Raw genomic sequence first — 19,395 nt, forward strand, 5'->3', positions numbered from 1 at the left:
CTAAATGTAAACCGGCGCTGTGGATGATTGGATCTTGCTAATGGAAGCGCAATCTGGTCATCAGGCGGTGTATGGTGTTTTGTGAGACAATCTATGCGAGAAAAGCGGTGCGCTGCTCCGATGACTGGCGCCAGGGAAAACTGACCGATGGTGCCCGCGGATAAACTCGTTCTGCCGTTTCTGGCTTTGCCGCGCTCTACCAAGCGTGCGCTTGCGCTGCTGGTCGACGCCAGCCTGTGCGTGCTGACGGTCTGGTTTGCTTACTGTCTCCGCCTCGACGATTGGGTCATTCTCGAAGGCGTCGAGTGGCTGCCGGCCATCGTCTCCCTTCTGCTCGCCATTCCGATCTTCATCGTTCTCGGCCTTTATCGTGCGATCTTCCGCTACGCCGGTCTTTCGGCGTTCGTGACGGTCGTCAAGGCGGTAGCGATCTATGCGCTCGCTTTCATGACGGTTTTCACCGCGATCAGCGTGCCGGGCGTGCCGCGCACGGTCGGTATCTTGCAGCCGCTGCTATTGCTGATCGCGATCGGCCTGTCGCGCATGTGGACGCGCTACTGGCTCGGTAACGCCTATCAGCGCCTTCTCAACCGCAATCAGCTTGGCAAGGTGCTGGTCTATGGCGCGGGTGCTTCGGGGCGCCAGCTTACAGGCGCCCTTGCCAACAGCGCCGAACTGAACGTCGTCGGTTATCTCGACGACGATCGCAATCTGCATGGCAGCATCATGGGCGGCCTGCCGATCTACGATCCTGCCGATCTGCCGGCGCTCGTGGTTTCGGGCGAGATCAAGGGCGTATTGCTCGCCCTGCCGAACGCCACGCGGCAGCGGCGCAACGAAATCCTCGAAGATATGCGCAAGGCCCGCGTCACGGTGCGGACCATGCCCGATCTGACGGCGCTTGCGCAGGGCCGGGTCGCGGTTTCGGATCTGCGCGAGCTTGACATCGAAGACCTGCTCGGCCGCAACGTGATCGCTCCCGACCGCGGTCTGATCGAGAAGAACATTCGCGGCAAGGTCGTCATGGTCACCGGCGCCGGCGGCTCGATCGGCAGCGAACTCTGCCGCCAGATCCTGAAGAACGGCCCGTCCGCCCTGCTGCTGATCGAGCAGAGCGAGTTCGCCCTTTATGCCATCCATGGTGAGCTGGAAAAGACCGCCGCTTCCGCCGGTTATGCCGATATACGGATCATTCCCTTCCTGGCGTCCGTGCGGGATGGCCAGCGGATGAGGCAGATCATGCAGGCCTGGCGGCCGAAGACCGTCTATCATGCCGCCGCCTACAAGCATGTGCCGCTCGTCGAATACAATCCCGCCGAAGGCATCCGCAACAATGTGCAGGGAACGCAGATAGCGGCCGAGGCTGCGCGCGATCATGGTGTCGAAAATTTCGTCCTCATCAGCACCGACAAGGCCGTACGCCCGACCAACATCATGGGCGCGAGCAAGCGGCTGGCGGAAATGGTGCTGCAGGCGATGGACGCTGATCGCAAGCCCGGCACCGACAGTACCAATTTCGCCATGGTGCGCTTCGGCAACGTGCTCGGCTCCTCCGGTTCGGTCGTGCCCCTCTTTCGTCAGCAGATCCGCGACGGCGGGCCGATCACGCTCACGCATCCCGATATCACCCGTTATTTCATGACCATTCCCGAGGCGTCGCAGCTTGTGATCCAGGCGGGCGCGATGTCGGGCGGCGGCGACGTGTTCCTGCTCGACATGGGCGAACCGGTGCGCATTGCCGATCTCGCACGTCGCATGGTGGAACTGTCCGGTCTGACCGTACGGGATCAAGACGAGCCTGACGGCGATATCGAGCTCGAAATCACCGGCCTGCGACCAGGCGAGAAGCTCTATGAAGAGCTGTTGATCGGCGACAACCCGCAGCCGACCAGTCATCCGCGCATCATGCAGGCCAAGGAAGACTTTCTCCCCTGGCCGGAGCTGTCGAAGCGGCTTGCCGCACTCGAGGCGGCGCTGGATGAAAACGACATTCCCCTGGCCAGAGCCATGCTGCAAAATCTCGTTTCCGGCTATACGCCGAGCAGCGAAGTGGTCGATCTGGTCTATCGCGAGCGCGAGACGGATCTGACGGTCGACCAACCGAACCTTGATAACGTCGCGCAGCTATAGACGCGTGCCCTGTCACCACTCCGTCGCCTCCTGGAGCAACTCCAGGAAAAGTGCGCAGCGGTTTGCCGGTCCGGCTTCGCGTCGCAGCTACCGTTTCATCGCGATGGCGTAGTACCAGCGGTGCACCTGATCGCAGGTGCGGAACCAATGTGCCGTCAGCCGCAACAGGGGGTGCCGCTTTACGGCGCGGTAATGCACGCGCTTGCCGATCGTGGTATCGGCGCGATGAGGGCTGAAGTCGACCAGATTTTCAAAGGTCGTGAATGTCTCGACGCCGGTGGACCAACCGCGTTCCAGGGCGACATCATAGGGAAGAAGCATGGGCTTCAGCGTCGTCAGCAGCTTCTTGGCAGCCTTGCGGTTGACGATGTAACAGGCAGCTGAGCCCTGCGGACCATGCATGCAGCGGCCGACAACGTCATTCTCGCTGGTTTTGTGGATCGGTTTGAAGCCGACGAGGCGATGGTTGACGAGTTTGACGAGACGGGCGCCTTTGGCGCCGTCCATCGCCGCGATCGCGCGCGGTATCAGCCTCTCGTTGAGCTCGACGTCATCTTCGATGATGATCGCCACCCTGTCGCCGCTGGCGACAAATTGCTCGAGGGCGATGAGATGGCTGCGATAGCATCCGTATTCTCCCGGTAGGAGCTTACGGCCGTTATGATACATGAATGAAGGGGGGTGGAAGTCGACGCGATCCGCGTCAGCTATGACGCGGCCGTCGACAGCGGGAATGCGGGTGAGATGCAGATCGAATTCGACAGCCTGCTTGCAGAGCCGCTCCCAGCGATCACGCGAGCGATCGAGGTTGATGACATAGATGGAAACCTGCTGAGCGATATCGTCAGCGGTGCCGGGATCAGGGCAGGGAGGAACACGATTAATCTGTTCGAGAATGACTGTTACTCCTGCAAACAGAAATCGCGGCGACTGCAACTGAGATGACAATTTCCGTACTATATAACATGCTTATTACTTGTCGCAAACGGCTGCCGCACGCCTGTGTTGTATTTGCGGATAAAAGCATTTTTTTTGGTGTAACGTAGCGTGAATGGCCGGCTGCTGTTGGAGGGAAACGGCCGCTTATGCGCGATTTTGATCCGGGAACCCGTTGGCGCATGACTGCGGCCCCACTATATCTATTATATGCGGCGTATGATCGTTGCGCTCGCATCTGCAAAGGAGCGTAGCAGTTCATGTGGGTCAAATCGAAAATCGCCATTGCTGCCCTGTCCTTTGCAGCCTTGATGCCGGCGGTCGCCCTTGCCGACAATCCGCTCCTCCCCAAGCCATATGTCGCTCCCGTCTATCCTTACAAGGACCTTCCCGGAGTTACTGCGCCCAAAATGGCTGATGACGAGAAGTTTCAATGTCATACTGCCACCGTCTACGCGGATTATTTTCACGAAGGACCGTTCTATCGTGGCCTGCCGCGTCTCGGTTACGTTTGCGATCAGAATGGCGTCATTTCCAGCAGCACCAGAAAACCGAATTACCAATATTGGCAGTATAACGGCCCGGACAGATAAGTCGCAGGCACTTTGCCGATTTAAGCAGCAGCGTTGAGCGCCATCGCAATCAAAGCGAGCGTGGCTTGCACGTCAATGTCGCGCAAGTTTTGTCATTTTCTGAAAATAAATTTCATGTTTCTCGTAAAATGCGCGAACGTCGTTGACGAATGCGAAAATTTGTCCCAAGCTTACGAAAATAAATTACGTAATGGGAACTCAAAAGCATGCGCGTTGGAATCATTGGGCTGGGATTCCGCCTGGGCTACCTGGGCTATGTCTTCAAGGCGATCGATGAGAGCTTCGAGATTGCCGGCTATGTCGATCCGGCGCCGGCAGGCCTGCCCGGTTTGACCGAACGGGGCATATCGGCCGGGAAGGCCTACGCGACGCCTCAGGAGCTGATCGCCAACGAGAAGATCGATCTCCTGATGATCGGCTCGCCGAACCACATGCATCTCGATCACATTCGCGTCGGCCTCGAAGCCGGCCTCAAGATCTTCTGCGAAAAGCCGATCGTCACGACGATCAAGGACAGTATCGAGCTCGCCCGCCTGATGGCGAAATTCGGCCATGAGCGCCTGAACGTGGGCCTGGTCCTGCGTTATTCGCCGATGTACCGTGATCTCCTCGCCGCCCAGGCCGAAGGAAAGCTCGGCCATGTGGTTTCGATCGAGGCGGCGGAGCACATCGAGCCCTATCATGGCGCCTTTTTCATGCGTGACTGGCGCCGCTACGAACATTATTCCGGCAGCTTCATGCTGGAAAAATGCTGCCACGACCTCGATCTCTACAATGGTGTGGTCGGCGCGCGGCCGGAGCGGGTCGCAAGCTTCGGCGGCCGCAAGAGTTTCATTCCGGAAAACGACCCGGCGCGGGAAGGTATCAACGATCTTGAGCTCTTCCATCGCAAGCCGAGCGGCTGGATGGGATCGGACAAGGTCTTCGACAGCGACGGCGATATCATCGATTACCAGGTGGCGATCGTCGAATATGCCAATGGCGTCGGCATGAACTTCCACACCAATCTGAACGTGCCGGACCAGTTCCGCCGCTTTGCCATCATGGGCTCGCGCGGCATGGCCGAAGGTGATTTCATCCGCGGTTACTTCAATGTCCACGAGATGCTGACCGGCAAAAAGGTAATCGAAAACACTTACGCGGCCACCACGCTTTCGCAGCATTACGGCGCCGACGAGCAGATGGCCGCCGATATCATCACGCACGTCAAGACGGGCCTGCACCTGCCGGTGTCGACCCAGAATGCGCTGGAGGCGGGCATTCTGGCGCTCTCGATGGACGAGGCGCGCATGAAGAGAGCTGTCGTCGATCTCCGACCGATTTGGGACGAGTTCGACGAAGCGCTTCATTCAAGAGCCGCCTAGGGAGGGGCGCGGGATGGGTGTTCAACGCAGCACGGTCATCTTCGCCTGGCTCCTGCTTTTTCCGGCTCTCCTTTATGTCACCGTCATCGTCGCCTATCCGCTGGTCGACACGATAATCCTGTCCTTCACCGATGCGTCGTTGAAGAAGGTGACGAATTGGGTTGGGTTCGAGAACTACGCGAAGATCTTCAACGACACTTTCGCAGGCGTCATCGTCCGCACCTTCATCTGGACCTTCTTCTCCGTGTCGATCAAGATGATCATCGGCACTTTAGGGGCGGCGCTTCTGAACTCGGCCGTTCCGGGCCGCGCGCTCTTCCGCGTGCTGACCATGCCGCCCTGGATCGTGCCTATGGCGATCGGCATCTTCATGTGGGGCTGGATGTATAATGGCCAGTTCGGCATGATTTCCGGCCTGCTGCAGCGCTTCGGCATCGTCGACAGTCCTGTCGCTTTCCTTGCCTATGGCAGCACAGCCTTCTGGGCGACGATCGTCACCGACGTCTGGATCGGCGTGCCGATGGTCACTCTCTATATGCTTGCGGCCATGCAGGCTATTCCGCACGATCTCTATGAGGCGGCCTGGACGGATGGCGCTGGCCGCTTCTATCGCTTCCGCCGCATCACACTGCCGCTGCTGGTGCCGTCTCTGGTCACCATGTCGATGCTCTCGCTGATCTCGACCTTCAATTCCTTCGACATCATCTGGATCCTGACTCGCGGCGGTCCGAACGGCGAGACGACCACGATGATCATCGACACGTACCGAACGGCGATCGGCTCCTACAAATATGGTGAGGGCGCTGCGCGTGCGGTGCTGATCTGCATCTTCCTGTCGCTCTTCTGCCTTGCCTATTTCCGCCTGACCAGCCGCTTTTCCACGGGAGCCAAGCAGCGATGAGCCACCCTTCGATGATCCATCGCTACAAGTGGTATGAGCTTATCGGCATTTATGCCGGAATCCTGCTCTTTCTGGCTTTCGTGCTGGCGCCCTTCATCGAAGGGTTCCTGGTTTCGCTGAAGCCGCTTAGCCAGCTCTTTTCTTCGCCTTACCGCTTCATCCCCGAGAACGGCTCTTTTACGGCCTATCGGACGATGTGGACGAGCGTGCCGGGTTTCGGCTGGTATATCTTCAACTCGTTTCTGGTTTCCGGATCGATCACCATCATCGTGCTGATCCTCGTCGTGCCGGCCGCCTACGCCTTCGCCCGTTTCGAATTCAAGGGATCAGGCCTGCTGCTGGGCGCGTTCCTTGCGGTCAAGATGTTTTCCGGCGCCGTGCTGCTCATCCCGCTGTTCCGGCTTATGCGTTCCTTCGGTGTGCTGAACACCTATTTCGCCATGATCGTCCCGGGAGTGGCCTTCATCATTCCAACGGGAATCTGGCTGCTCCACACCTATATCCGCCGCATTCCACGCGAGCTGGATGAGGCGGCCTATGTGGATGGCGCAAGCCAGCTCTATACACTGCGTCGCGTCATCTTGCCGATCGCCATGCCCGGCATCGTCGTCGTTGCGATTTCCTCGTTCATCGAGGCCTACGCGCAGCAGTTCATCTATGCTCTTACCTTCAATTCGAAGACGGAATACATGCCGCTGCCGGTTGGGCTCTTTGCCTATTTCGGCCGGCAGGAGGTCGTCTGGAATGAACTCATGGCCGCAAGTTTCGTCGGCATCGCGCCGGCTCTGGTCGTGATCTTCTTCCTGCAACGGTATCTCGTCAGCGGTCTGACCGCCGGCGCGGTGAAGCAATAAAATCAAATCAACCACCAGAGAGAACGGGAGCTTAAACGTGACATTCCATTTCAAGACAGGGCTTCTCGCCTTTGCTTTGCTCGGCTCCACCGCGCTTGGCGCCGTAAACGCCCAGGCGGCCGACAAGGAAATCAGCTGGATCTATTGCGGCGACAGCATCGATCCGATCCATGTGAAGTATATCAAGCAGTGGGAAGACAAGAATCCGGGCTGGGTCGTCAAGCCAGAGCTCGTCGGCTGGGAATTGTGCCAGGATAAGGCGACAACACTGGCTGCTGCCGGCACGCCGGTCGGCATGGCCTATGTCGGCTCGCGCACGCTGAAGCAGTTCGCTGACAACGATCTGATCGTGCCGATCCCGATGACGGACGACGAGAAGAAGGCCTATTATCCGGGGATCGTGAATACGGTCACCATCGATGGACAGCAGTGGGGCACGCCGATCGCTTTCTCGACCAAGGCGCTCTATTGGAACAAGGACCTCTTCAAGAAGGCCGGTCTCGATCCGGAAAAGCCGCCGACCACCTGGGCCGAGGAAATCGCCGACGCCAAGACGATCAAGGAAAAGACGGGCATTCCCGGATACGGCCTCTCGGCCAAGACCTTCGACAACACCATGCACCAGTTCCTGCACTGGGTTTACACCAACAACGGCAAGGTGATCGACGGCGACAAGATCACCCTCGACAGCCCCGAAGTTCTGGCAGCTCTCCAGGCCTACAAGGACATCACGCCTTATTCGGTCGAAGGACCGACGGCCTACGAGCAGAACGAAATGCGCGCCATCTTCCTCGATGGCAAGGTCGGCATGCTCCAGGCCGGTTCCGGCGCCGCCTACCGCCTCAAGGAAACGAAAATCAACTGGGGTGTGGCACCGCTGCCGCTCGGTCCGTCGGCCAAGGGCCAGGGCACGCTCCTCATCACCGACAGCCTTGCCGTCTTCAAGGGGTCTGGCGTTGAGGACAAGGCGATCGAATTTGCCAAATTCATCACCTCTCCCGGCCCGCAGGGCGAGTACGAACTCCAGGGCGGTGCCGGTCTTACGCCGCTGCGCCCGTCTCCGATGGTTGACGAGTTCGTCAAGAAGGATCCTTCCTGGAAGCCGTTTATCGACGGCATCGCCTATGGTGGTCCGGAGCCGCTGTTCAAGGACTATAAGGGCTTCCAGAACGTCATGATCGCCATGGTCCAGTCGGTCGTGACGGGCCAGGCCCAGCCGGCAGATGCGCTGAAGAAGGCGGCTGCCGATCTCGAGCAGTATAAATAAGTCTGCAAGTCACCGGGCCGCGCGCATCGCGCGCGGCCTTTGGAGCCCTGCCCGCCAGATGGCGGCGCCGCGCGGAGACAGAGTTTGGGAAAGCTGCACCTTAATCAGGTCAAAAAATCTTATGGTCATTTCGAGGTCATCAAGGGCGTGGAGCTCGACGTCAATGACGGTGAGTTCATCGTCTTCGTCGGTCCGTCCGGCTGCGGCAAGTCGACCTTGCTGCGCATGATTGCTGGTCTCGACGATGTGACCAGCGGCGACATCAGGATCGATGGCGCCCGCGTCAATGATCTGCCGCCCGTCAAGCGCGGCATCGCCATGGTCTTCCAGTCCTATGCGCTTTATCCGCATATGTCGGTGTTCGAGAACATCGCTTTCCCATTGCGGGTGGAGAAGATGGCGGAGGACAAGCTCAAGGCCAAGGTCGAGAATGCTGCCCGCATCCTGCACCTCGATAAACGCCTGCAGGAAAAGCCGGGCCAGTTGTCCGGCGGCCAGCGCCAGCGTGTCGCCATCGGCCGCGCCATCGTGCGCGAGCCGAAGATCTTCCTTTTTGACGAGCCGCTGTCGAACCTCGACGCAGCGCTGCGTGCCGATATGCGCATCGAGCTTGCGAAACTGCACCGCCAGCTACAGGCAACCATGATCTATGTGACGCATGATCAGGTCGAGGCCATGACCATGGCCGACCGGATCGTCGTCTTGAACGCCGGGGAGATATCGCAGGTCGGTGCGCCGCTGGAGCTCTATCATAAGCCGGCCAATACCTTCGTTGCCCGCTTCATCGGCAATCCGAAGATGAACTTCCTGCCCGTCATCTGCACTGGCGTCAGCGATGCGGGCGTGGAGGTGGACTACAAGGGCCAGAGGGCCGTGCTGCCGGTGACGCCGCGCGCCGGCTTTGCCGGCAAGCCGCTGACGCTCGGCGTTCGCCCGGAGCATGTCCAACTCGGAGACGGCGATCTGACCCTGACCATCGTACCGACGGTCGTGGAGCGGCTCGGCGCTCAAACGGTCGCCTATGCCACGGCCGATGGCATTGATGAGAATTTCTGTGCGACGTTGGAGGGCAGTGCGGCTATCCGCATGGATGCCCCGCTCAAGACCGGCATCCGCCTCGGCGACTGCCACCTGTTTGACGAGAATGGCCAGGCCTTCGAGCGGCGAGTGGAACTGGCCGAAATCGACATGGACCTGCTGAACCGGGCTGCCTCCTGACGGGAGGTGGCCTCGGAAGCAATCGGCGGATGGCGGATCGCCCTACCAGACCAAACCGCGAGCGGCCACATCTTCGACGCGCGTTACCACGCCATCGCGATGGAACACCATCTGGTCGAAGAGATTGGAAACGACGCAGGTATGATTCGGGATGATGCGGATCTTGTCGCCGATCTCAGGACGAGGGCCGATGCAGTTCGACAGGTCGATGACGCCGTGCTCTTCCGATAACCCCTTGATGACGGCATCGGGATAGCCAACCACCTGGCCATAATCGGCAAAACCGAGAAGGTCTGAGGTCAGAGCCTTGGAGCCGGCATCGATGACGGCTCGGTCTTCAGTCGGGCGAGAAACGACAGTGGCGAGGATGTGCATGGCGCAATCCTCTTCCCGGCAATGGCCTGCACGCACCATGGAGCGGTCATTATAGATATAGGTCCCGGCGCGATGCTCGGTGGCGGCCGTGACGAGATGCGCCTCGAAAAGGCTCGGCGTGCCGCCATTGCTGACGATCGGGCATTCGATGCCATCATTCTTCAGCAGCGCTACCGCTTCAACGAGGAAAGCCTGTGTCGCGGCGGCGTCGTTCGGCTTCGGATAGTTCATCAAGCCGCCGAAGACCAGACCGGGCTTGCCGGCTATATGCTTGCCGAGAGCGGCCGCCTGCGCGGGCGATTGCACGCCGCAGCGCGCGCCGCCGGTATCGCATTCCACCAGCACGGTCAGCGGTTTGCGGGCGGCGAACCAGTCGGAGAGGCCATCCACTGTCACCATGCTGTCCGCCACGACCTTGAGGCCGGCAATGCGGTCGTTCAAAGCCGAAAGCCGCGCAAGCTTCTCAGCCCCGAGAATATTGAAGGTGATCAGGATATCCTCGAAACCTGCCTTGGCGAAGACTTCCGCCTCGGTGATCTTCTGGCAGTTGATGCCCTTTGCGCCGGCGGCGACCTGGGCATGCGCCAGTGCAGGGATCTTGTGCGTCTTGATATGCGGGCGGAAATTCAGTCCATGCGCATCCATATAGGACTGCACGCGGGCAATGTTCGCTGCCAGCCGGTCTTCGTCGATGATCGGGCGAGGGGTCGAGAGTTCTTCGATCCGGTCGCCTGGCTTGGGGCTGATTTCCAAGGCGATGTCGTGAGCGATACTGGAAGCCATGTCAGGCGTCTTTCCGTTCTTCTGCAAAGGGGTCCGCCACCATCGGCCAGATATCCTTTCGCGCACGGCGGTAAGGCGTGCGCGCCGGATTGTTGGGATAAGGCGTTCCCGCGGAACAGTAAAGGATCTGCGATGCGATCTTGGAGAAGGATGCGTAGAAGTGATTGGTCGATTTGATGACCAGGATCTTCTTCGTTCCGGGATCGATGCCCATGGCGGAAAACAGGCTCGGATCGAAGCTCTGCGCGCGCGTCGAGTTCAGGATGATGTCGATACCGTCGAGCTGAATATGCGCGGCATCGCCAAAAGGAGCGAAGCTCTCGCCGAAACGCATTTCGGCATTCGGAACAAGGCGGATGATCTTGACGAGGCCGTCGATCGGATTGCCTGTGCCCGGCGCCGATTTCGCACCGAAACGCAGCGGGATTTCCGCGCCTTCGCCGGCCGCCATGCAGATCTGAACGGCCATCGGGTCCCAGATCGTGCCGATTGCCGTGTCGGTAGCGCCGCAGTCGAGCAGTTCCTGCAGGATGACCGTCGCGTCGCCTGCCGTGCCGCCGCCGGGATTGTCCCAGAGATCGGCGATGACGACGGGACCCGAGGCCGCAGCCATCGCCTCGCTCACCGCCTGCTTCTCATCGATCTGCGGCATGATGAAGGTGCCGCGCTTCGAAAAGAGCTCCAGGCCGAGATCGCGGGCGATTGCAGAGCCCTTACCCGGCTTGTTATCGGTGACGACGAGCAGCTTCGTACCCATTTCGGGCACGTCGCCCGCCATGAAGCCGTGAATGACGGAGATGGATAGAATGTCCGCGTCGCTCTTTTCCATCGCCATGATCTTGTCGACGAAAGAGCGCATGGGGTCGCGCGAGGTCGGAAACACATCGATCATGCGGCAGTCGAAGACGGACATGACAGGCTTGACCCGGCCTTCCAGCGTATCGACAGCGATCCGCCAGAGGTCCTCGGCGCGGTCGACGAAATCCGTATGCGGGAATTCCTTGAAATAGACGAAGAAATCAGCGGCTGCGCGACGCTTCACCGTCAGATGGCTGTGCGGATCGAGCTCGGCGCACACCAGGATATCCGGGCCGACGATCTCGCGCACGCGCGACAGGAAATCACCCTCCGTATCCTCGTAACCGTCCGCAACCATGGCGCCATGCAGCCCGAGAACGACGGCATCGACAGGCATGGCCGCGCGCAATTGCTCGAGAATTTCGTCGCGCAGTTCCTCATAGGTACGGCGATTGACAAGCCCGGCCGGGTCGGCCCAGGTGGCGGTGCCCTCGATCACCTCCCAGCCCTTTTCCGCCGCGATGCGACGACCGACGGTGATCGGCGCCGTACACAGCGTCGGCGTTTCCGGATGCATGCCGGGAGGCGCATAGAGAGAGGCTTCGAAAGCGCGCCGATCAACGCAGATGGGGGAGAAGGTATTCGTCTCGGTCGCAAGGGCCGCGGTGAAAATGCGCAACGCTGTCGCCTCTATTCCATGGGATTCGGCAGGTAACCGGTAAAGCCGCAGATCTTCCAGCGTCCCTCATGCAGGCGGCAATAATAAAGTGTCTGCCACTTCAGAACGTCGATGCCGCCGTCCGACTTCTTCAGGCTGCCGTCGAATTTCTTGCGCACCAGCGCCATATCGCCTTCGATTTCGATGTCTTCGAGCGTCGTGGTGGTGAAAATGGCCGTGCGCGGATCTTCGGCGAAGGATTGTGTGGCGAAGTCGCGTGCCTGGCGCAGCCACTCGTCACGATAAGCCGACAACGTTGGGAAGGCGAGGCGCCATTTATCAGGGCTGACCTCGCGCTTTCCGTCGATGCCGATGAAGCCTTCCTCGACGAAATCACCCGCGACCTTCGACCAGTCGGCGGCAAGAAAAGCATCGATGTCACGCGGAACGAGCATCTCCCAGATCGAATGCCTGGCGGTATCGCTGGCAGGGAAAGGGTTCTTGAAGGGATCACGCATAGTATCCGCCGTCATTTAAATTCTTTTCATAATTTGCGATTTTCACTGGTCAAATTCTGCTTTCTATGGTCATTTGTCAACGTATCAAGAAAATAATTTGCAGGAACCGCATGCTGGCCATCAAATGTCACGGTTCCAGCGAAATGGGAACGAATGACAAGCCGCATCTGTGCCCACGCCAGTCCACAGGCGCCGGCGGGATCGGGAAAATTGAGATGGATCGTGTCGCCGACTACGTGTCAAACGTGGGTGAACCAGCGACAAAGGGGGGCTGATGGATATCTTCACGACCATGCAGGACGAGAGGGGCCGGCTTTCACAATCGGAAATCCGCATCGCCGATATCGTCCTCAATGATTTCGAATTCGCCGTCAATGCTTCCATTATCGAGCTGGCGGGCAAGGCCGATGTCTCGCCGCCGACCGTGACGCGCTTCTGCCGGCGTCTGGGCTGCGAGAGCTTTTCCGATTTTAAGGTGCAGCTCGCGCGCACCGCCTATGTCGGCATGCGCTATCTGAAGCCCGAGCCGAAGAGCATTGCTCCAGCCGACGTCGCACAGGACATTATTACCAAGGCGCAGAACGCACTCTTCCTGCTGCATCGCGGTCTGGACGTCGCGGCGATCGAACGGGCGGCAAACCGGCTTGCCGGCGCCGAGATGATCTATGCCTTCGGTTCCGGCGGCAATTCCTCGATGATCGCGACTGAGCTGCAGAACCGCCTGTTTCGGCTCGGCCTTCGTATTACCGCGAGCTCCGATCACAGCATGCAGCTGATGATGGCGGCGGCCGCCAAGCCGACGGACGTGTTGATCGGCTCGTCTTTCTCAGGCCGTAACGCCGAGCTGGTGCGCGCCTTCACGCTGGCGCGCGAAGCCAAGATTCCGACCATAGCGCTGACGCAGAGCAACAGTCCGGTCGCCCAGGCCGCGGAAATCACATTGCCCGTCGACCTCCCGGAAGGTGACAATATCTATCGGCCGACATCGACCCGCATCGCCTATCTCGCCGTGGTGGACATTCTCGCCAGCCTTGTCGCCTATCGCATCCAGCCGCAGGCTACGGTGACGCTGCGCCGCATCAAGCAGCAGCTCGTCGCTCACCGCGATGGTGACGATCGCCAGCTGCTGGGAGACTAACATTCAAGAGGTGATCAGAGGGAAGCATATGAGCAAATCCGTTGCCATCGTCACAGGGGCTGCCGGCGATATCGGCCGGGCCATCGCAAAGCGCCTGGCGGATGACCACGATATCATCCTGCTCGTCGATATCGACGAGGCCGCCATGCAGAAGACGGCGGGAGAACTTGGACCGGCGGACCGTTTCGTCATGTTCAAAGCGGATATCACCAAGGATGCCGATGTCGCTGCCATGGCGAAGGCGGCATCGGATCTGGGTGGGGTGAAGACGCTCGTCAACAATGCCGGTGCTGCCCGCGCCGTCAGCCTTCACGATACGACGCCTGCCATATGGCGCGCCGACAATGCCCTTAATCTAGAGGCGGCTTTCCTCTGCTTCCGCGCCGTCGAGGACATGCTGAAGGCGTCGAAGGGGTCGGTCATCAATATAGCCTCCGTCAACGGCATGGCCGTCTTCGGCCATCCGGCCTATAGCGCCGCCAAGGCCGGGCTCCTGCATTTCACCCGGCTGGTTGCCGTCGAATACGGCAAGTTCGGCATCCGCTCGAATGCGGTCGCGCCCGGCACCGTGCGCACCCAGGCTTGGGAAGTTCGCGCTGCAGCTAATCCGAATGTCTTTGAAGAGGCGAAGCGCTGGTATGCGTTGCAGCGCGTCGTCGATCCCGTCGATGTCGCCAATGCCGTCTCCTTTCTCGCAAGCCCGCTCGCCGCGGCGATTACAGGCGTCTGCCTGCCTGTTGATTGCGGCCTGACGGCGGGGCAGGCGGAGCTCGCCCACACCTTCTCGCAATCCGAACATTACTGACGCACGCCGGCAAAGGGGAACATCATGCAGCCGTCCTCCTATCATCTCGAAAACACCTGGTCGCCCGAAGGCGGGAAGCATGGTCGATTGACACTGACCCTCTTCAATTTCTCGGATGCGCCTCTTCAGAATTTCCGTCTCGCCTATACGACCCTGACGCGCCTCGTTGATCCCCAAACCTGCGACAACGCCGTCTTCGTCCGCCGCAATGCGAATTTTCATGAATTTGCGCCGCCGGCCGGCCTCTCCATCGCACCCGGAGGAAGCTGGACGTTCACCGTCTCGGCACTTCACCGCATAGCCCGCCATTGCACCGACGGCGCCAAATCCGCCTATGTGACGCTCGAAGACGGCGCGCATGTCACGGTCTTCACCTCGGATCTGTTGCTCGCCGATCGCGTCAGCGAGCCGCCGCCGGTCCTGCTGCCGGAAGGCAGGCTTGAGCTTCCCTACGCGATCCAGCCGTGGCCGGCGGAGATCGACGTCAAGCCGGGCGAAGACTTTCCGGTTGCGCTCTATCCGGCCGAAGGTACCGATGCCGCAAGCGTCAAGGCGCTGGCTGCGGCGCAGGCGCTCTTCCGCCGCCTCTTTCCGTCCAATCACATCCCCTTCAGCCTCATCGCCGCGCCGCAGGGTAGGGCGCTGCGTTTCGTCGAGCGGCCGGCACTGGCCCGGGAAGCCTATGAGCTTTCCTTCTCCGGCGATGAAGTCGTACTTTCCTTCTCTGCCGAGGCGGGCCGCCTCTACGGTCTGACGACGCTGGCACAGCTTCTCGATGGCGCACGGCGCGAGCCCGGCAAGTTCCGCTTCCCGGTATCGGGCCAGATCGCCGACCGGCCGCGCTATGGCTGGCGTGGCTGCCACCTCGACGTCTCCCGGCAGTTTACGCCAAAGGACGACGTCCTGCGGCTGCTCGACATTCTTGCCTGGCTGAAGCTCAATATCTTCCACTGGCATCTGACCGACGACGAGGCCTGGCGGCTGGAGATCCGCGCCTATCCGCAGCTGACCACCACGGGCGTGCTGCGCGGGCCGGACGAGCCGCTGCTGCCGCAGCTCGGCAATGCTGCCGAGCCGGTTGGCGGTTTCTATTCGCAGGATGATGTACGAGAGATCGTCGCCCACGCCACGGCGCTCGGCATCGAGGTTATCCCGGAAATCGACATTCCCGGCCACAGCACTGCCACCCTCGTTGCCCTGCCTGGCCTGACGGACGGGCAGGAGGCTCCCGATAGCTATCACTCCGTTCAGGGCTTCCCGAACAATGCGCTGAACCCCGCTATCGAGCTCACCTACGAGTTTCTCGCCAAGGTCTTCGACGAAATGGTCGAGCTCTTTCCGTCCGAATATATCCATATCGGCGGCGACGAGGTCGCCAATGGTTCCTGGCTCGCTTCACCGCTTGCACGCAAGCTGATGGAGCGGGAAGGCATATCGGGGACATTCGCGCTGCAGTCCTATTTCCTCAAGCGCATCAAGGCCATGCTCACCGCCCGCGGCCGCAAGCTTGCCGGCTGGAACGAGGTCGCCCATGGCGGCGGCGTCGATCCGGAAGGCACTTTGCTCATGGCCTGGGAAAAGCCCGAGGTCGGCATCGAGCTTGCGCGCGAAGGCTATGAAGTGGTGATGACCCCCGGGCAAGCCTATTATCTCGACATGGTGCAGGCCGATGCCTGGCAGGAACCCGGCGCGAGCTGGGCAGGCACGGTGCCGCCGGCCCATACATATGCTTACGAGGCCGAGGGCGATTTCCCGGATGAGCTGAAGCATCTGATGAAAGGCGTCCAGGCCTGCATCTGGCAGGAGAATTTCATCTCCCGCGACTATTTCAACCGCCTCGTCTTCCCGCGCCTGCCTGGTATTGCCGAGGCAGCCTGGACGCCCAAGGCACAGAAGGATTGGTTGCGCTTTGCCGCCATCGTGCCGCTGAGCCCGAAGCTCTAGGGTATGTCGCGCAAAATGAAAGACCTAAAGCGCGGGAAGCGGATCTGAAAGATCGCGACGCGCGGCTCCGTCCTTCGATCACGCTCCAAGCCGCCGAAAGAGATTTTCGGCGGTTTTTTCGCGTGCGGGACGCATTGAGGTGGTGCTGCGAGGGGTCGGCATGCGATTGCAGCCCGCGGATCAGCCGGCCCGCAGGTTCGCCATATCGGTCGGGAAGAAGCCTGCCCAGGCCATCACGGTCACAGCTGTGATGACGAGCAGATACCACATGGTGACGAAATCTCCGGCCAGCCGCCGGTTCAATGCGGCGAAGAGAAGAGCGACGCTGAAAGCAAGCCAGAGCAGATTGTAGATGTGGTCCATTTTGTTGTTCCCCTTATTCGTCTCACCTCCCTGCTTCAAAAGTTAACCAGTTGGAAGCGGGGAAGCTAGCGCCGTAGTGGGATGGAGGTTTGCGCACAGCGCGAAGCGCAGGAGGAGTGATCGGCGCCAATGCATGGCAAGAAGCTTTCGGTAAGCGGGCCGGATCCGATGAGGCTCAAGAAAAATTGGCGGCAGATCCGCGGCTGGAACATCTCGCCGTCGCTGCCGTTATCGCCTCATGGCGTCAGCGAGGAGTTGATTTCATGGGCTATTGTAGGACAGCGGCTGCATGGGACGGCACCGGATGGTTTCCGGTTGCAGCATTGATCGCGTTCAACATTGAGGGGGCGTGACAATGGAATATGGCGATTGGAACAATCCCGTCATAGTCGATCTCGGCGGCGCCGGGCATTATGCGATCATAACCAACGCGCTCGATGCGGCAAACTGCATGAGCGAGGAATGGCCTGTTGTCAGCGGACCTGTTGTGGATGAGGCTGTGCTCGTATGCCTCGACGCCGTGCTTGGAATGGCCACCGCCGAGGAATCGCGGAAGGCATTTCTGGAGGCGGCGCAAGAGGCGGGGCTTAGCGTCAGGCCAGATCTTGGAAGCCTTCACTAGATCGATATGCATTGCAGGGCGTAACGACGCGGCCAGGCCACCCAAAGCGGGAGCGCTCAGATCATCCAAAAGATCAGGCTGAGAATCACGATCACGGCGAGGATGAAACCTATTATCCTCCCGAGCCCTTCATTGACGTTGCCATTGCCGACGATCAGATCGTACCAGTCGCTCTTGTGATCCATCGAAAATCCCTCGAGGTTTGCTCTATTAGGTCGATCTATTCTTCGGTAGTCAATGATTTAAAGACGGCCCCAGAGCGGGCTGCCACATGTTTCAAGACCAGAGGCGAACGCGCTTCCGGCGAACCGGAATGCGTATTGTAAGCATCTACTATGTCTTGAAATCTTTGAGAAATCCGCGTTTCTCAAAATGGAATGGTGCCCAGAAGAGGACTCGAACCTCCACACCCTTTCGGGTACCAGCACCTGAAGCTGGCGCGTCTACCAATTCCGCCATCTGGGCGACGGACACGCATGTAAGGGGGTGGCCGTCCGGTGTCAACAGGGTTTTTGAAGTTTTAGTGTCAATCGCGAAAAAAGCGGTTGAAGCCCGGGTCAAACCCGGGCTGCGGCCCATGCGCTGATCAGGCCAAGTCCCTGTTCCAGCAGGGCCTTTGCCTCGTTTTCACTCGATGCTTCCACATAGCAGCGCATTTCAGGCGCATTGCCGGAGGGGCGGAAATGGATGATTCGGTTATCCACAAGTGTCACCCGCAGGCCGTCGATATCGCTCTTGGAAGCGACCGTCGCGATGGGCTTCAGGAAATCCGCAAGATTGGCATCGGAGGCGCGCAGATAGGCCATCAGCGCGGCGCTGGTTTCCACGGGGAAGTTCTCCAGACGGTCGGCGGCGGCAAAGGGCAGGCGGTAGCTGCCGGCAACGGCCGAAAGCGGCTTGCGTGCCTTGGCGGCGGCATAAAGGGTCGCGAGAATCGGAAGGAAGCTGTCGCGTGTCGGCAGCGGCTCGAAGGGTTTTCCCTCGACGGTGAAGCGGCTTGATGTCAGCGTGCCGCCATTGGCCTCGAAGCCCATGACATTGGCCTTGCCCGCCGCAATGGCCTCGTCCATGCCGGCGATCACATAAGGGGAACCGACGCGGGTGCGGGTGACGGCATAGGAGCCGGCGGCCTCAATGCCCGAATTGGAGGTAACAGGCGTAACGACCACTTGTGCACCGAGGAAATTTGCGGCGATGAGGCCGAGCAGATCGCCGCGCAGCGGCTCGCCGGTTTCATCCGCCACCAGCGGCCGGTCGCCGTCGCCATCGGCGGAAACGATCGCGTCGAGCCCGTGTTCCGGCGCCCAGGCTTTCATCAGGCGGATGGTTTCGGCCGAAACCGCTTCCGTATCCACCGGAATGAAGCTCTCGGAGCGGCCGAGCGGCACGACGCGGGCGCCGTAATGCGTCAGGACGTCACCAAAGAGATCACGCGCCACTGTGCTGTGCTGATAGACGCCGACCGTAAGCCCGGCGAGACTGCCTGATGGCAGCAGGCCCTTGTTGCGCTCCAGGAACAGCGCCTCCGTCTCGGCCGTGCGGTTTTCCGCCTCGGCGGGGGTTTCGTCGAGAATGGAATCGCCGATCGCAAGCGCTTCCTCGCTGATAGCCACCTCGTCGCGCTTGTCGATCTCGCCGTCCGGCCGGTAGAATTTGATGCCGTTGCGGTCGGCGGGGATATGCGAGCCGGTGATCATCAGCGAGGCCGCCTTCAGCTTCAGCCCGTAAAGTGCCAGAGCCGGCGTCGGCAATGTGCCGCAGTCGATCGGCGTCAGGCCGGCCCGCTTCAGCGCGCCGATGCAGGTGGCGGAGATCGCCGGGCTCGATTCGCGGAAATCGCGGCCCACGAGGATGAGATCGCCCGGCTTGGCATGACCGCTCTTCAGAAGATGGCGGGCAAAGGCCGTCGCATAGAGCGCCGATGCCCGTCCCGTGAGGTCTGCGGATAGGCCGCGAAGGCCGCTGGTGCCGAATTTCAAGCTGCTCACTGGCAATCTCCTAGCAATGATTGCGTTGTTATGGCGCAAGCGGCGACAGCGATCAACTCATCGTGGGTCGATAGGTTTCCGGTTGCGGCAGCACTGGTTTTGCCACTCTCAGACCCCAAGTAAGGTGGAGACGCCGCGGC

The 19,395-nt window shown here is 60.3% G+C and carries 19 protein-coding genes and 1 tRNA gene; 12 read left to right on the forward strand and 8 right to left on the reverse strand.

The genetic code is table 11. The features are described from left to right. The first annotated feature begins 147 nt into the window (after positions 1–147). The gene (locus RTCIAT899_RS01480) at positions 148–2,130 is read left to right on the forward strand and encodes a polysaccharide biosynthesis protein (RefSeq protein ID WP_015338445.1); all 1,983 of its coding nucleotides are present in this window, start codon (positions 148–150) and stop codon (positions 2,128–2,130) included. Between the two features lie 87 nt (positions 2,131–2,217). Here the strand turns inward: RTCIAT899_RS01480 and RTCIAT899_RS01485 are convergent, their stop codons facing one another. Beyond that, positions 2,218–3,066, reverse strand: coding sequence for a glycosyltransferase family 25 protein (locus RTCIAT899_RS01485; protein WP_015338446.1), 849 nt, complete (start codon positions 3,064–3,066; stop codon positions 2,218–2,220). Positions 3,067–3,326: 260 nt separating this feature from the next. Here RTCIAT899_RS01485 and RTCIAT899_RS01490 point away from each other — a divergent pair, with 260 nt between their 5' ends. From RTCIAT899_RS01490 to RTCIAT899_RS01515, 6 genes are all read left to right on the forward strand, one after another. Then, positions 3,327–3,659: a hypothetical protein gene (locus tag RTCIAT899_RS01490; protein ID WP_015338447.1), complete on the forward strand. Its 333-nt coding sequence runs from the start codon at positions 3,327–3,329 to the stop codon at positions 3,657–3,659. 206 nt (positions 3,660–3,865) lie between these two features. Continuing rightward, on the forward strand, positions 3,866–5,023 hold the full coding sequence (locus RTCIAT899_RS01495; RefSeq protein ID WP_015338448.1) for a Gfo/Idh/MocA family protein: 1,158 nt from the start codon (positions 3,866–3,868) through the stop codon (positions 5,021–5,023). A gap of 13 nt (positions 5,024–5,036) precedes the next feature. Beyond that, positions 5,037–5,924 (forward strand): carbohydrate ABC transporter permease, encoded by an 888-nt coding sequence (locus RTCIAT899_RS01500; RefSeq protein WP_015338449.1) that lies wholly within the window; start codon positions 5,037–5,039, stop codon positions 5,922–5,924. Then, complete coding sequence (locus RTCIAT899_RS01505; RefSeq protein ID WP_041677164.1) at positions 5,921–6,778, forward strand: carbohydrate ABC transporter permease; 858 nt, start codon at positions 5,921–5,923, stop codon at positions 6,776–6,778. Before RTCIAT899_RS01500 ends, RTCIAT899_RS01505 begins: the two co-directional genes overlap by 4 nt. A 37-nt stretch (positions 6,779–6,815) precedes the next feature. Then, entirely contained in the window at positions 6,816–8,045 is a 1,230-nt protein-coding gene (locus tag RTCIAT899_RS01510) for an extracellular solute-binding protein (protein ID WP_015338451.1), read from the forward strand. An 84-nt stretch (positions 8,046–8,129) separates the two neighbouring features. Then, on the forward strand, positions 8,130–9,263 hold the full coding sequence (locus tag RTCIAT899_RS01515) for an ABC transporter ATP-binding protein (protein WP_015338452.1): 1,134 nt from the start codon (positions 8,130–8,132) through the stop codon (positions 9,261–9,263). Between the two features lie 42 nt (positions 9,264–9,305). On the opposite strand, the gene RTCIAT899_RS01520 is transcribed toward RTCIAT899_RS01515, so the two are convergent. The 3 genes from RTCIAT899_RS01520 to RTCIAT899_RS01530 are packed head-to-tail and all read right to left on the reverse strand — an operon-like array spanning position 9,306 to position 12,395. Beyond that, entirely contained in the window at positions 9,306–10,421 is a 1,116-nt protein-coding gene (locus tag RTCIAT899_RS01520) for a D-TA family PLP-dependent enzyme (protein ID WP_015338453.1), read from the reverse strand. A 1-nt stretch (position 10,422) separates the two neighbouring features. Continuing rightward, positions 10,423–11,898, reverse strand: a complete 1,476-nt coding sequence (locus RTCIAT899_RS01525; protein WP_015338454.1) for a M81 family metallopeptidase — start codon at positions 11,896–11,898, stop codon at positions 10,423–10,425. Positions 11,899–11,909: 11 nt separating this feature from the next. After that, positions 11,910–12,395: a hypothetical protein gene (locus tag RTCIAT899_RS01530; RefSeq protein ID WP_041677775.1), complete on the reverse strand. Its 486-nt coding sequence runs from the start codon at positions 12,393–12,395 to the stop codon at positions 11,910–11,912. A 274-nt stretch (positions 12,396–12,669) separates the two neighbouring features. Here RTCIAT899_RS01530 and RTCIAT899_RS01535 point away from each other — a divergent pair, with 274 nt between their 5' ends. The 3 genes from RTCIAT899_RS01535 to RTCIAT899_RS01545 are packed head-to-tail and all read left to right on the forward strand — an operon-like array spanning position 12,670 to position 16,282. Next, positions 12,670–13,533, forward strand: a complete 864-nt coding sequence (locus RTCIAT899_RS01535; RefSeq protein WP_015338456.1) for a MurR/RpiR family transcriptional regulator — start codon at positions 12,670–12,672, stop codon at positions 13,531–13,533. Between the two features lie 28 nt (positions 13,534–13,561). After that, on the forward strand, positions 13,562–14,338 hold the full coding sequence (locus tag RTCIAT899_RS01540; protein ID WP_015338457.1) for an SDR family oxidoreductase: 777 nt from the start codon (positions 13,562–13,564) through the stop codon (positions 14,336–14,338). Between the two features lie 24 nt (positions 14,339–14,362). Further along, the gene (locus tag RTCIAT899_RS01545) at positions 14,363–16,282 is read left to right on the forward strand and encodes a beta-N-acetylhexosaminidase (protein ID WP_015338458.1); all 1,920 of its coding nucleotides are present in this window, start codon (positions 14,363–14,365) and stop codon (positions 16,280–16,282) included. Between the two features lie 180 nt (positions 16,283–16,462). Here RTCIAT899_RS01545 and RTCIAT899_RS01550 read toward each other — a convergent pair whose 3' ends face one another. Then, positions 16,463–16,645, reverse strand: coding sequence for a hypothetical protein (locus tag RTCIAT899_RS01550; RefSeq protein ID WP_015338459.1), 183 nt, complete (start codon positions 16,643–16,645; stop codon positions 16,463–16,465). Positions 16,646–16,774: 129 nt separating this feature from the next. Here RTCIAT899_RS01550 and RTCIAT899_RS01555 point away from each other — a divergent pair, with 129 nt between their 5' ends. After that, complete coding sequence (locus RTCIAT899_RS01555) at positions 16,775–16,972, forward strand: hypothetical protein (protein ID WP_015338460.1); 198 nt, start codon at positions 16,775–16,777, stop codon at positions 16,970–16,972. 28 nt (positions 16,973–17,000) lie between these two features. After that, a complete protein-coding gene (locus tag RTCIAT899_RS01560) occupies positions 17,001–17,267 on the forward strand; it encodes a DUF982 domain-containing protein (protein WP_015338461.1) in 267 nt (88 codons plus the stop codon). A gap of 56 nt (positions 17,268–17,323) precedes the next feature. Here the strand turns inward: RTCIAT899_RS01560 and RTCIAT899_RS34370 are convergent, their stop codons facing one another. The 3 genes from RTCIAT899_RS34370 to RTCIAT899_RS01570 form a co-directional block, all read right to left on the reverse strand. After that, on the reverse strand, positions 17,324–17,452 hold the full coding sequence (locus RTCIAT899_RS34370; protein ID WP_015338462.1) for a hypothetical protein: 129 nt from the start codon (positions 17,450–17,452) through the stop codon (positions 17,324–17,326). 193 nt (positions 17,453–17,645) lie between these two features. Next, positions 17,646–17,732 (reverse strand) — tRNA-Leu (locus RTCIAT899_RS01565). A gap of 92 nt (positions 17,733–17,824) precedes the next feature. Beyond that, positions 17,825–19,246 (reverse strand): phosphomannomutase, encoded by a 1,422-nt coding sequence (locus RTCIAT899_RS01570; protein WP_184461883.1) that lies wholly within the window; start codon positions 19,244–19,246, stop codon positions 17,825–17,827. Positions 19,247–19,395: the final 149 nt, after the last annotated feature.

The sequence above is a fragment of the Rhizobium tropici CIAT 899 genome (genome assembly GCF_000330885.1).
GTDB classification, from domain to species: domain Bacteria; phylum Pseudomonadota; class Alphaproteobacteria; order Rhizobiales; family Rhizobiaceae; genus Rhizobium; species Rhizobium tropici.

Bases quoted from the DNA above. Each gene is read 5' to 3' on its own strand.
- RTCIAT899_RS01480 (WP_015338445.1), top strand. From the start codon at position 148: ATGGTGCCCGCGGATAAACTCGTTCTGCCGTTTCTGGCTTTGCCGCGC.
- RTCIAT899_RS01490 (WP_015338447.1), top strand. From the start codon at position 3,327: ATGTGGGTCAAATCGAAAATCGCCATTGCTGCCCTGTCCTTTGCAGCC.
- RTCIAT899_RS01495 (WP_015338448.1), top strand. From the start codon at position 3,866: ATGCGCGTTGGAATCATTGGGCTGGGATTCCGCCTGGGCTACCTGGGC.
- RTCIAT899_RS01500 (WP_015338449.1), top strand. From the start codon at position 5,037: ATGGGTGTTCAACGCAGCACGGTCATCTTCGCCTGGCTCCTGCTTTTT.
- RTCIAT899_RS01505 (WP_041677164.1), top strand. From the start codon at position 5,921: ATGAGCCACCCTTCGATGATCCATCGCTACAAGTGGTATGAGCTTATC.
- RTCIAT899_RS01520 (WP_015338453.1), bottom strand. From the start codon at position 10,421: ATGGCTTCCAGTATCGCTCACGACATCGCCTTGGAAATCAGCCCCAAG.
- RTCIAT899_RS01530 (WP_041677775.1), bottom strand. From the start codon at position 12,395: ATGCGTGATCCCTTCAAGAACCCTTTCCCTGCCAGCGATACCGCCAGG.
- RTCIAT899_RS01535 (WP_015338456.1), top strand. From the start codon at position 12,670: ATGGATATCTTCACGACCATGCAGGACGAGAGGGGCCGGCTTTCACAA.
- RTCIAT899_RS01540 (WP_015338457.1), top strand. From the start codon at position 13,562: ATGAGCAAATCCGTTGCCATCGTCACAGGGGCTGCCGGCGATATCGGC.
- RTCIAT899_RS01545 (WP_015338458.1), top strand. From the start codon at position 14,363: ATGCAGCCGTCCTCCTATCATCTCGAAAACACCTGGTCGCCCGAAGGC.
- RTCIAT899_RS01550 (WP_015338459.1), bottom strand. From the start codon at position 16,645: ATGGACCACATCTACAATCTGCTCTGGCTTGCTTTCAGCGTCGCTCTT.
- RTCIAT899_RS01555 (WP_015338460.1), top strand. From the start codon at position 16,775: ATGCATGGCAAGAAGCTTTCGGTAAGCGGGCCGGATCCGATGAGGCTC.
- RTCIAT899_RS01560 (WP_015338461.1), top strand. From the start codon at position 17,001: ATGGAATATGGCGATTGGAACAATCCCGTCATAGTCGATCTCGGCGGC.
- RTCIAT899_RS34370 (WP_015338462.1), bottom strand. From the start codon at position 17,452: ATGGATCACAAGAGCGACTGGTACGATCTGATCGTCGGCAATGGCAAC.